Source organism: Leptospira noumeaensis, assembly GCF_004770765.1.
In the GTDB taxonomy this organism is placed as follows: domain Bacteria; phylum Spirochaetota; class Leptospiria; order Leptospirales; family Leptospiraceae; genus Leptospira_A; species Leptospira_A noumeaensis.
Map to the genome: position 1 here is coordinate 267,876 of NZ_RQFK01000009.1, position 12,324 is coordinate 280,199.

Annotated in this window: 11 protein-coding genes; 7 read left to right on the forward strand and 4 right to left on the reverse strand. The window is 39.7% G+C overall.

What is annotated here, in order from left to right; all coding sequences use genetic code 11:
- Window positions 1-14: 14 nt before the first annotated feature.
- The 4 genes from EHQ24_RS02910 to EHQ24_RS02925 form a co-directional block, all read right to left on the reverse strand.
- Window positions 15-848, reverse strand: coding sequence for a class I SAM-dependent methyltransferase (locus tag EHQ24_RS02910; RefSeq protein ID WP_135600191.1), 834 nt, complete (start codon window positions 846-848; stop codon window positions 15-17).
- A complete protein-coding gene (locus EHQ24_RS02915) occupies window positions 845-2,776 on the reverse strand; it encodes a SpoIIE family protein phosphatase (protein WP_135600192.1) in 1,932 nt (643 codons plus the stop codon). The genes EHQ24_RS02910 and EHQ24_RS02915 overlap by 4 nt, the downstream gene beginning before the upstream one ends.
- Before the next feature lie 52 nt (window positions 2,777-2,828).
- The gene (locus tag EHQ24_RS02920) at window positions 2,829-4,118 is read right to left on the reverse strand and encodes a citrate synthase (RefSeq protein WP_135600193.1); all 1,290 of its coding nucleotides are present in this window, start codon (window positions 4,116-4,118) and stop codon (window positions 2,829-2,831) included.
- Window positions 4,119-4,186: 68 nt separating this feature from the next.
- Window positions 4,187-6,454 (reverse strand): lytic transglycosylase domain-containing protein, encoded by a 2,268-nt coding sequence (locus tag EHQ24_RS02925; RefSeq protein WP_135600194.1) that lies wholly within the window; start codon window positions 6,452-6,454, stop codon window positions 4,187-4,189.
- Between the two features lie 48 nt (window positions 6,455-6,502).
- Between EHQ24_RS02925 and EHQ24_RS02930 the strand changes: the two genes are divergently transcribed.
- The 7 genes from EHQ24_RS02930 to EHQ24_RS02960 all read left to right on the forward strand — a co-directional run bounded on the left by EHQ24_RS02930 (window position 6,503) and on the right by EHQ24_RS02960 (window position 12,255).
- Entirely contained in the window at window positions 6,503-7,702 is a 1,200-nt protein-coding gene (locus EHQ24_RS02930) for an LBF_1011 family protein (protein ID WP_135600195.1), read from the forward strand.
- Window positions 7,703-8,476 (forward strand): hypothetical protein, encoded by a 774-nt coding sequence (locus tag EHQ24_RS02935; RefSeq protein WP_135600196.1) that lies wholly within the window; start codon window positions 7,703-7,705, stop codon window positions 8,474-8,476.
- Between the two features lie 67 nt (window positions 8,477-8,543).
- Window positions 8,544-8,984, forward strand: coding sequence for a bactofilin family protein (locus tag EHQ24_RS02940; RefSeq protein WP_002989231.1), 441 nt, complete (start codon window positions 8,544-8,546; stop codon window positions 8,982-8,984).
- Window positions 8,985-9,929: a PdxA family dehydrogenase gene (locus EHQ24_RS02945; RefSeq protein WP_135600197.1), complete on the forward strand. Its 945-nt coding sequence runs from the start codon at window positions 8,985-8,987 to the stop codon at window positions 9,927-9,929. It abuts the gene before it with no gap.
- On the forward strand, window positions 9,926-10,351 hold the full coding sequence (locus tag EHQ24_RS02950) for a hypothetical protein (RefSeq protein WP_135600198.1): 426 nt from the start codon (window positions 9,926-9,928) through the stop codon (window positions 10,349-10,351). The genes EHQ24_RS02945 and EHQ24_RS02950 overlap by 4 nt, the downstream gene beginning before the upstream one ends.
- 12 nt (window positions 10,352-10,363) lie before the next feature.
- The gene (locus tag EHQ24_RS02955; protein ID WP_135600199.1) at window positions 10,364-11,485 is read left to right on the forward strand and encodes a DegT/DnrJ/EryC1/StrS aminotransferase family protein; all 1,122 of its coding nucleotides are present in this window, start codon (window positions 10,364-10,366) and stop codon (window positions 11,483-11,485) included.
- The gene (locus EHQ24_RS02960) at window positions 11,485-12,255 is read left to right on the forward strand and encodes a hypothetical protein (protein ID WP_208725697.1); all 771 of its coding nucleotides are present in this window, start codon (window positions 11,485-11,487) and stop codon (window positions 12,253-12,255) included. Before EHQ24_RS02955 ends, EHQ24_RS02960 begins: the two co-directional genes overlap by 1 nt.
- The last annotated feature ends 69 nt before the right edge of the window (window positions 12,256-12,324 follow it).

Genomic DNA, 12,324 nt, shown 5'->3' on the forward strand with positions numbered 1-12,324 from the left:
TAGGTTTGCCTGGTTTATTTTGAGAAGAAAGTACAAAACCCAGCTGGGTATTTTTTCCCCGATTTTTCTGGAATGAATAATTCAGAGGTTTGGTAGTTCCCTTTGGTTTTGATTCGTGAAGATAAAATCCTTTCTAAGGTTAAGGGACTAAAACCTTGGCTATGACAACTGAGGATGACAAATTCTGGTTTGGAATCGGAGAGTTCCATAAGGGCATCCATCAGTTCACTTAAGTTTTCTTCAATTTTCCAAACCTCTCCTTTGGAACCACGTCCAAAACTAGGAGGATCAAGGATAAGGCCTTGGTATTTTTTTCCCCGTTTGATTTCACGGCGGATGAATTTCATCACATCATCCACAATCCAACGCACAGGTTTCGAATCGAGTCCTGATAGTTTTGCATTTTCTCGTGCCCAGTCGACCATCCCTTTGGAGGCATCCACATGGCAGACACTCATCCCAGCATCAAGACAGGCGAGTGTGGAACCACCGGAATAAGCAAAAAGGTTTAATACTTCGAGACCTTGTTTCTTTTTTCCAATCTCTCGGATGCGGTTCCAATTGGTTTCTTGTTCGGGGAAAAGGCCAATATGGCCAAAGGGTGTGAGTTTGATTTTGAATGTTAGATTGGAAAATTCGATGGTAAAACTTTCAGGAACTTTTTTTTGAAAATTCCAATGCCCCGAACCCGAGTCATTTTTGATGTATTGGGCATGAAGGTCGTTCCAGATTCCAGGAGTTTCTTTTCCATAAGCAGAAGTAGGGGAAGAACGATGGAGTTTGTATCCGCCAACGATTTCTAATTTGGATAGGTCACCTGAATCCAGGAGTTCGTAACTTTTTGTCATACCAATTCCAGAAAAATAAAGGTTAGGTCGTCGTCCCAGTCTTTTATTTCTCTTTTAGAAAATGACTCTAAATCTTGGATGAGTTTTATTTTAAAAAGATGATTTGGAATTTCGCGGTTGGCTTTTAAAAATTCCAGAAGTCCCGATTCTCCATACATTTCCCCTTCTGGATTAAAACATTCCAAAACTCCATCACTTAAGATAAGAATTCTATCTTTTGGTTCCACTCTATGTGTGGTTTCTTCGATTTGAATTTCTGGAAAAACTCCAATGATTTTCCCCTTGGGATGGACTTTGATGATCTCACCACTGGCCCTTTGTAAATAGGCACTGGGATGGCCTGCCCTTCCAAACCTCCAAACTTTGGTGGATGTATTGAGATATACATAAGAAGCCGTAACATACTGCGGGTTACAATTTCCGTATAACACGCGGTTCATTCCTTCTAATACCTGTTTGGGTGAAGGGATATTGTCTTTTTGTGTAGTAAAGGCAACCTTTCCCATTGCTGAAATCAGAGATGCGGGAATTCCATGGCCCGAAACATCACAAAGAACAATTCCTAGTTCATAAGGATTGGGTGAGAAGTATTCGTAAAAATCTCCACCTACATCTTTCATTGGTTGGATGTAAATTTGCATTTGTAAGTTTTTTACATCCGGAATTGTTTTGGGAAGGGACTGCATAAGAATGTCCCTAGAAATTTTTCTTTCTTTCCTAAGGCTTGTGACTTGGGCTAGGGCCAAATCTTTTTCTTGGCGTAATAACTGGATACGGTCAGCCAAAGCAAAGGCAAACAAAGTGATGTCTGCAAGAGAAGCAATGGGAAATAACATTTCTTCTAAAAAGGAATTGGAAGGAAGGATTCCAAATTTCAGTAATCCATAAACAAGGCAAGTTACGAGTAATAAAACAAAGGCGAAAGCAAAATAATAAAAAGACCTAAGCCTTTTATAAATTCCCCAAATCAAAACTCCGAGTAAACTAAGACAAATGAATACAGAAAGCCAAGTCACGCCAATGGATGATTCAGATATTCCACCTAACAAGGAAACTGTTGCGTTCAGTAGGGAGAAATATCCCAATACCTGGTAGAACCTTGCGATTCTGGGAATTCGGATTTTTAGTTTTAGAAAATTAGAAGTAAAGAGAACAAAGAAAAAGAGGCAAATGCTAAAGAAAAAAGGAATCCCTATTCGTTTCCAAAAATAAGAATCGGGAACAAAAAAATAGCCCCAGAACCCCAGTAAAGAAAGTTGGCCAAGGCCAAAAAACAAAACATAACCAATATAATAAAAATAGTTTCGATCCCGAACAAAAAATGCAATGGCGAGATTGTATAAAATTATGATTCCGAGGCTTCCAAAGAATAATCCATAAATCCATTGTGTGATATAGTCTTCTCTTTGGAGATTCCTTTGGTTGGTAAAAATGAGAGAAAACTGCAAAGAAATATCTGAACGAATGGCAATCAGTATGGTTTCCCTTTCATGCCCTACCCGAAAGACAAAGTTTCTGTGAGGAATTTCTCTTTGGAAAACGGGTTGGATATGACCCGATTTGGAAATGATATATTTTTTACCGTCGTTTTTGTGGAATAGTTCCACCAAATCAATATTATGTGCTTGTATGAGTAGAAGAGGATATTTTGTAGGATCAGGGAAATCCTGTGGATCTAGTTTTAACCAAAGAGTCCCCTTTAGAAATCCAAAATTTGGAAAGGGATCTACAATTTTTTGGAAAACACCGGTAGTTAAAACGGATTCCACAGGAACAGAAGAACTGGGATCAATCCAATAGGAAAATTTGGTTGTGTGGACGATCCTTTCGCCAATATCGTTTTGTGATTCTGAAAAAAGGGGATGGGTAAAAAAAAGAGTTAAGGTAGAAAAAAGAAAAAAAATCGATTTAGAAAAGGTATTTTTCAATTCTTAGGTTGTGGACAAGGGTGATTCACCCCTGTCCTTTTTTCGTTTGGCATTAAGCCTGTTTTTTGGCTGCTTCGTAAGAGATCTCTTGTGGGCCTGTGTAAATTTGGCGTGGTCGGCCAATCTTTAAACTTGGGTCTTCAATCATCTCTTTCCATTGTGCAATCCAACCTGGAAGTCTTCCCATAGCAAACATCACTGTAAACATATTGGTAGGAATTCCTAACGCGCGGTAGATGATCCCTGAGTAGAAGTCAACGTTTGGATAAAGTTTTCTTTCTACGAAGTAAGGATCATTGAGAGCTGCTTCTTCCAATTCTTTTGCAATGTCTAGAAGTGGATCTTTGATTCCTAGTTTGTTTAGGACTTTATCACAAGCAACTTTGATGATTTTGGCACGAGGGTCAAAGTTTTTGTAAACTCGGTGACCAAATCCATTCAATCGGAAACTGGAATTTTTGTCTTTGGCTTGTTCTACGATTTTTTTCACAGAAAGTCCGCTTTTTTTAATTCCTTCCAACATTTCCAATACTTCTTGGTTAGCACCACCGTGACGTGGTCCCCAAAGTGCAAGGATTCCCGCAGAAATCGCACCATACAAGTTGGCAAGGGAAGATCCCACCAAACGCACGGTAGATGTAGAACAGTTTTGTTCGTGATCTGCGTGGAGGATGAGAAGTAAGTTGAGTGCAGAAACAATTTCTGGATCGATATGATAATCTTCCGCAGGAACCGCAAACATCATGTTCATGAAGTTAGATGCATAATCTAATTCGTTGAGTGGATGTATGATCGGTTGTCCGATTGATTTTTTGTAAGCGTAAGCTGCGATCGTTGGAAATTTTGCGAGCAAACGAATGATTGAGATTTCTCTATGTTCCTCATTCATTGGATCGTAACTATCTTGGTAGTATGTTGACAAACATCCCATCATACAAGACATGATTGCCATCGGGTGTCCGTCTTTTGGAAAACCGTTAAACAGTCGTTTGAGATCCTCATGGATCATTGTATGATTGGTGATAGAAGTATTCCACTCTTTGAGTTGTGTGTCACTAGGAAGTTTGCCGTAGATGAGTAAATAAGCTACTTCAGTAAACGTAGACTTAGCGGCCAAATCATCGATAGGAATTCCGCGGTAACGCAGGATCCCTTGTTCTCCATCGAGAAAGGTAATCTCACTGGTGCAAGCACCTGTATTTAAATAACCGGAATCAATCGTAACATAACCGGACAATTGGCGGAGTTTAGTAATATCAATTGCCTTCTCGTTTTCGCTTCCCACTAAAATCGGAAGTTCGAACTCTTTTCCATCCACTTTCAGAATTGCCTTTTCGGACATATCTTCTCCTGTATATCTCTGTCTATTTCAAAGGATAGACGGAGGAAAGAGTGGGGAAAAGCCATTTTTTACAACTTATGGTATTTTTTCATGATGTCATATGCGTAGAAATTCGAAACCACGATGCGACAGTAATCTCTCGACTCTTTGTAAGGAAGGTCTTCCAAAAAATGGTTAAAATCACCGGTGTAAACGGACTTCTTCCACTTTCGTAAATTCCCAGGGCCTCCGTTGTACGCGATAGACGCCCATTTCAATTCGTTGTCGTTGGATTTTAAAAGGTAGGCCAGAAATTTTGTCCCCAAACGGATGGAGGTTTCTGGTTCGTAGAGGGAGTAGGAAGTGATTCCCATACGATTTGCCAATTCCTTCCCTGTCGCTGGCATAATTTGCATGAGGCCCCGGGCGTTGGATCTGGAAGTGGCTGTTTCTTTGAAAAAGGATTCTTGGCGCATCAGAGCATAAATTTTGTCTTCTGAGATGTCATTTTCCTGCGCGTAACGGGAAACAATACTTTGGTGTGGCCTTGGATACATTCGTACAGAAAGCGAAGTTGGCAAAAGTATCGGGTCGTCGGGAATGAGATGCCTTTTCAAAAGAGACCTTGTGTGAAACGCCGTATAATATGTATTATATGTTAAGTCACCGATTCCTACTAAAATTTCATCTTTTTCTTCGTCGGTAAGATTTTCTCTTTTTACATGAAAGTTTACAAGACTGAGGCCCAAACTATCTTCGCCGAGTCGAAAGTATTCTTTGGCTAAATTCAGAAGTTTGTGGCCTTGGATTCTTGAACTCATTCCACCCAGTTTGTTCCCTAATTCATAAGAATCCTTGGGATAGACAAACCCTAAGTTTCTACCAAGGATGGCATACGATTCTTCTGGAATTCCTGCAGTATAAGATAGATATTCATAAAGATACTCTTTGTTATACGTAGGGTTGTCTGGTTTACTTCCTTCTTTGATGAGGGATAAAAATTCTTCGCGGATGACACGCGTGTAGTAAGAACCAGGGCAAAGGGCATAGTATCTTTTTAATTCTTTTTTTAACTTGTCGGTCTCACCATTTTCTTTTAGTGCACGCAAATACCAATACACAAGTCGGCCTTTCACTGGTAAGTTTGGAATTTCCGCAAGGGCTTTTTCGAATTTTACAATTGGAGCATAGTCTGATTTATCTCCTTTTCGATTCACTAAGTATTCGATGAGACGATCTTGGTAAAAAAGATTAAAAGGATATTTTCCTAAATATAAAATTAGGTTTTCAAAATACATTTCCTTGTCACCTAATCTGTCGTAAGTGGCCGCAAGCACTCGGTAATAACCTGCATCTTTTCCTGGAAATGTTTTTAAAAGTTCAATTGCATTTTGGAATTTGTTTTGTTGGTATAAAATATCAGCTAAGCTAACAATATACGAAGAATCCATATCTACAAAGGTTTTATTGGAACGTAAAACCCTGAAAAGTTCGTTTGTTTTCCCTGTTTTTGTTAAAATAGTAGCGAGGTGTTTGAAACCTTCGTAATAGGCAAGTCTTGTGGAAAATAACTCAGGTCTTGTGCGAAACAAGGCTTCTTTGTCATTATTACTGATTGCGGGAAGTAATAAGGTTAGTTCCGACGGAGCCAGTTGTAATATACTTCCCGATCCTTTGTATTTAGACCAGTCTGCTGCAATCATATGAACCGTAGAATCGGAAAGTCCATCTCGTGACAAACAGTTCAGCCACTCTTCGACTGCTCCTTTTTCATCACCTAAGACGAGTTTTGCTTTTCCGTACCGGTATTGGCTGTCTCCTGTAAGAAGGTATTTTCTATGTGATTCTTGGATGGAATTTACTTTATCAAAAATCTCTTTCCATTGGTTGTTTGCGGCATGGAGACGAAGGAGTTCATCGAGTAACCTACGACAAATGGGATCTTCTTCCAAATTCAATCGGTTTAAAAATTGGATTCTTTCAGCAGGGGTGAGATAATTTTTTTGAGTGATTTCTGTGTACAACTTCCAATAACTCAGTTTAAAAATAGTCGTTTGGAAGGGCATGGTTTGTGTCAGAATTTTTCTTACTTCTTCTTCTGAGGATTCTGTGACAAAAACTCCACGTACTAAAGAAATTAAATATCGAAATCGTTTCTCCTTGTCTCCGTTAGGTGCTTTTTCGTGAAATTCGATCAGGCTATACACTTCACTTTCACGGGAAGGATTTGTATTTCGAAAATGATTTTCGATTTGCCCCCATTGGTGTGATTTGATTAAATATTGAAGGTCAGTTTCCGCAAATAGGGATGTTGTGAAAAAGAGAAGAATTCTACTTGCTAACCAAAAATGCCTCATGCATACTTCCTATGATTACGAATTTAGAGAGGGAAGGTTCCTCTCCTTATGAGCTTACAAACAGAATACAAACTGCAATGGCCGGAATATCGGATTGAATTCCACCTAAGGCCTCATATTCCAAAAACGGCGACACTGCCGGAGCTTTGGCCTGCTTTACGTGCCTTCTTTTCAGGCAGTCAGTCTCGTTTTGCAAACTATCTATACTATCTATCGACCGATTTTTCCGGGGGGTTCAGCCTTTGTTCCATTTTGGGCGAAAATGAGGCAAACATTCGGTTTTCAGATCCTAGGCTCATCAGTCCAAGTCCCTTTCCGAAAGATACTTTGGAGCAGATTTGGAAACTTTGCCAAAACCGTGAGTTTGAAGAAATGGAAAGAGAGGATTGGGAACTCATTGGGTTTGGACATTTGTATTTGGGAAATACCAAAGAGTTTCGCAATTGGGTTTTGAAAACCAAAGAATTTTTCGGCCAAACCGATGACAACCGTAGGTTTTTATTTTTGCTCGGTTGGGAATCCTCAGAGTTCCCATTTGAAAACTCCATATTGCATATATTAGTTGAATATGTAAAAGGGAATCGGGATGTTTTAAATTTCAAAACACTAACTGATGCAGTCATTGTCGATTCCCATTGGCAAATTTCAGGTGTTTTATTTCATGCGATTGAAACAGGCTGGTTTACTGGAGAAGAAACATTCCGATTTTGGAAGTTTCTCATTGGATTTTACGCGGAATGGGAAGATTGGGAAAAACAAAAATTTCGTTCGGTATCTCTTGGAAAAATCCCTGCTTTCCCCGCATTACGATATGCAAAAAGGTATTTTCCACAGGATACATTTTTATCATACCAAGTGGAATTGGAAACGAACTTACGCGGAGACTGGACTTATGGTGATGGATTTGGTTATGAACTGACCCACCAAATGGATCCCTTTGTGGAAACCATCGTAAGGTTTCGAACAGACAAAGAAAAATTTGAAGATGAATTAAAAAACGAACTCATAAAAAGACCTTATTCTTATTTTATCAATTTACAATTGGCTTTTATTAGTTTCGTGAAAAAAGAAAACCAAATCTTTTTGGAATTTTATAAAAAAGCAGGACGACTCAAATATTTACCTTTGGCTCTCAATTTGTATTGGAGAGTTTTGAAATCAAACGGCGAAGAGGTTCTTGCAAAATCCATTGAACGAACGTTAATAGCGACAGGCGAATCCACAAACATTCCTGAAGGTTGGGAATAAATGCCACTCACGCAAGAACAGATTATGGAACTCTCCAAATTGCAGAAAATGCTAAGGAATTTGGAGAAAATCGAAAGAAACGCCAAAAACGATCTACAAAAAGAACGAGTTGCTTTCGACATAGAACGTTACAGGAGGCGTATGCAAGAAGTATCCCCTGAAGGAATTCCGGATAACTTAGAGCAGACGATGCGGAATGCAAAAACGAGAGAAGAAAATCCGGAAAACCTCAAACACAAAATCATCTCTCAATATCCGGTGATGAAAGTATCTCCCAATTCGAATGATAGCGAAATCAATCAAATTGGAACTCTTGTGAATATTATGGATTTGGAATACATTCCTATCCTAGGTGACGGCCATATTAAATTTGATTATTCCCATGCCACAGAAAGAGATTCGGTTCTTAAGTATATGGAGAACTTACGCCGGAATATGAAAATCCTTGTGGAAACAGTGGAGGAATATGCCGCTGCCGACAAACAAGAGTTTCGTGAGCAGCTCTCTCGGATGAAAAACAAACAGTCGCGAATTTTCATCGCTGAGTCCTTTGAAACCTTGGGTAAATTCAGAGATTTCCTCACGGCGGTAAATAAGGACATCAAAGAGGGAAATAACGTCATTATGAATATGGAAGAACCGCTCAAATTCAATCCGAGGTTTGAAAAGGCCACGGTTTTGGAAGGTCGTTCGATCATGGAAGGACTTCGCGAATTCCAAGAATTTGCAGAAGAGGCATGTGATTTGATTCGACTCCCGTCCTTTCGAGGGTAAAAAAACCTTTTCATTCCCGGGGGGAAACGCACACTGTGAAAAATCACAATAACGGACTCGTAACAGCATGGCATTAGTCAAAAATCAGACCGAAGTTACCAATTCAACGATTGGTGAGAATTCTTACTTCAATGGTAAATTCTTTATCAATGGATCTTTAAAAATTGACGGTAAATTCGAGGGAAAATCCCTCCAAGCCGAACACCTTTACATCGGTGTTACAGGAAAGGTCAAAACCAATATCACTGCTGCCAGTGTCATCGTAGAAGGGATTGTTGCCGGAAACGTCACAGCAAGAAACCGAGTGATGCTCCTTCCTACTTCCAAAATTCTCGGAGACATCAAAACTCCAGAGCTCATCATCCAAAATGGGGTGATCTTGGAAGGTCGTTGTATGATCTCCAACGACCTCAAACACAGCGCCAAAGACTTAATTGAATTGGAATACTCAAAAGATTCTTTAAGTGTTGAGAAGATTTTTGGGAAACAACCAAACGCAAAAGAATAATTGAAAACCATTCTGATTTCGGAAGGCGATCCAACAAGTATCAACTACGAACTTGTGGTTTCAGCCTTCCCTCATTTGTTAGCCTTAGGGAAACACTACCGCATCTATCTAGTCCGCGGCCCCCACAACCAAAACATTCCTTCTCTTCCCAATTTGACAAAACCCAGTGCCGAACCTGGATTCTATTCACTCACTTGGACAGATTCTAAAAAAACTCGTTCCTTTGTCCTGGGAAAACCTTCCAAAACTTCCGGCCAGATGGCCTATGATTCGCTTCTCGCCGCCATGGACTTACAAAAGGAACTTGGGGCGGATCTTATCACTTTGCCTCTCTCTAAGGAGTGGGTGCAGAAAGCGGGGATCAAAGGATTTCGGGGTCATACGGAAACTCTCGCCGAGTATTACAAACGACCTACCTTTATGATGATGTCAGGGGAAAAATTAAACGTCATTCCCTTAACCACCCATGTTCCTTTGAAGGATGTGGTAAAAGAATTAAAAAAGTTTTCTTGGAAGGAACTGAGTAAGGCACTTACTCGTTCTCCCTTTTTAAAAAATCCCAAAATTGCCTATTTGGGTCTGAACCCTCATGCCGGGGAAGGGGGAAAGATTGGGGAAGAGGAATCCACCATTTTAGCCCGCGGTGTTCAGGTTCTGAGCAAAGCAAAGTTTTCTGTCGAAGGACCACTTTCTGCAGATTCTGCTTTTTTACCAGGAGCCAAAACGTACGATTTGTATTTAGCGGGTTACCATGACCAAGGCCTAATCCCATTTAAATTGCTTGAAGGGAAGAAGGGAGTCAATATAACCTTAGGTCTGGATTTTACCCGGATCTCCCCCGACCATGGAACAGCCTTTGACATCGCGGGAAAAGGGATAGCAGATCCAACGGGACTCATTTCCTGTTTAGAACGACTCACGGAGAATATAAAAACAAATTCATGACACTATTGGAAGTTGTTGCTGTTCCGGTTCTTTTCATTTGGTTTGTGGGCCTTCTTCTCACTTTATTCCGAAGAGATTTAGAATCCCATTGGAAGTTTTTTTTCTTTCTCGTGTTTTGTTTTTATTTGGTTCAATTTTTTCCCGAATTTTGGGAAGGTGTGGCTCGTTGGAAGGAAAATCCTAAAGCAGAGGTTCTCCTTTGGATTTCTGCTATGGGAAATTCTATCTATGTATTTTTATTCTTTTTATGGCCTCTCGTTCTCATTCGAATTTATTATTCCGCATCCAATAACTTAAGTAAAACCTTGATCCCAGCACTTGCTTATGGGACGGTTCTGTATTGGGCATTATTTTTTCTTTGGACCATGTATTCCAAAGAGTTCAACGGTTGGCTTCATCAAATTTTCACAATAAGTAAATAAAAAGGGCATACAATGGCAGTTCCATTTATAGATATCAAACGATTTGAACCAGGTTTTTTGGACACCTGGAATGAAAAAGTAAAGTCCATGTCCGTAAACGCACAGTTTATCGGTGGAAACGAAGTGACAGACTTGGAAGCAGGTCTTGCAACTTGGGCTGAGACAAAGTATGCCATTGGTTGTGCCAATGGAACCGATGCTTTGCAACTCGCGCTTCGTGCAGTGGGCGTGGGTCGTGGTGATAAAGTTTTGTTACCGGATTCAACATTTTGGGCAACCTTTGAAGCTGTTGTGAATGTGGGTGGTGATCCTTATACTGTGGATACCAATCCTACTGACTTACAAATGGATTTCCAAGTATTTAAGGAGGCAGTCGAAAAAGTAAAACCAAAGGCTGCTCTTGTGGTTCATTTGTATGGATGGGGAACAGCAAATATTGAAGACCTTCGAAAGTTCTGCAAAGAAAAAAACGTAGCTCTCATTGAAGATGGGGCACAATGTTTCGGAGTCAAATACAATGGAAAGTCTTTATACAAAGATGCTCTGATCTCCACAACTTCCTTTTATCCTGCAAAGGTGTTAGGTGCCGCTGGTGATGGTGGTGCTGTATTTACCAATGACGAAGAATTATCGATTGTCACACGCCGCCTTGTCAACCACGGCAGAACATCTCATTATGAACATGGACTTGTGGGTTGGAACTCTAGACTTGATTCCTTGCAAGCTGCTTTTCTTAATTTATCTTTGAAACACTTACAAGCAAGAATTGATTCACGTAAAAAAGCACAAGATGTCTATTACAAAGAACTTCCAGGTCTTGGAATTGGTGTCATAAAACCTCCTAAAGGTTATGACGAAAATGGTTACTGTAACGTGACTTTGGTGGATCCAGAAGTTCGTCCAAAAATTGAAGCAGTTCTGAAAGACAAAGGAATTGGATTTGGAAATATCTATCCAGGGGCTATGTCTGACCAACCAGGTGCAAAACCATACCTCGTCGAAAGATTTGGAAAGGATGGAAATGCAGCTAGAATCTCTAAATCCGTTCTTAATTTCCCTCTGTTTGCTTATATGACAGATTCGGAGCTTGATGAAGTGTTTAGCGCAATTAAAGCATATAACGCTAACAAATAATGGAAAAGTTTAGAGTCGGAGTTTTCCTATTTTTTTTACTCATCCTTGCGGTGCTTACTTTTAGTTTATCTAAGAGTTGGCGCCTCTATGATGATGGGTATGAAGTTACAGTAGAAACTCCCGAGTCTAAAGAAAAAGATAACACTCCCGAACCATCGGATACTTTGGATTTAGAAGATGGGAATGGAAAGATCTATTGGAAACAATACTTCATTTACCCACATGGACTCGTGACAGAATCCGGTGGGTTTGGTCCTGATGGGATTTTATCTCACGCCAGAAATTTATATTCTATCAATTTAAAAGATGGAAAGGTGCAAAAACTTTTCCCCCATGATGTTTACATTTGGGATTTTTTTGTGGGAGACTTTGCCAAAAAAACAGTTTCGAACACAATTGATGATCCTAAAGAAGATGTCCTTTCCTTGGAGAAAAAAATCATCATCCTGGCAGTCACAGAAGATAGCAATTTGGATGGGGTTTTAAATTATAAAGATCATAAATTAGTTTATCTTTTTGATCCAGAAACCAGTGGCTTACAAACCGTCCTCCCTCTTGGATTCCATTTTCGAAAGTTAATCTATAATTCTATGAAAAATCACCTAACCTTAATTTTGGGAAAAAATCCTGATAAACAAATCAACAAACGAAAAAAACTCCCCGAACCAGAAACAAAAATTCATATTTTTGATTATGATGCCACTTCAGCCAAAGGGGTTTTGAGCGGATCATTAGAAGCTCTAACCACGCCAACTAGTCCTAGTCATTAAAATAAAAAAACCTTGAGATTTCTCCCAAGGTTTCTCATTCAAAACAATTGATCTATCGTTAGATTCGGA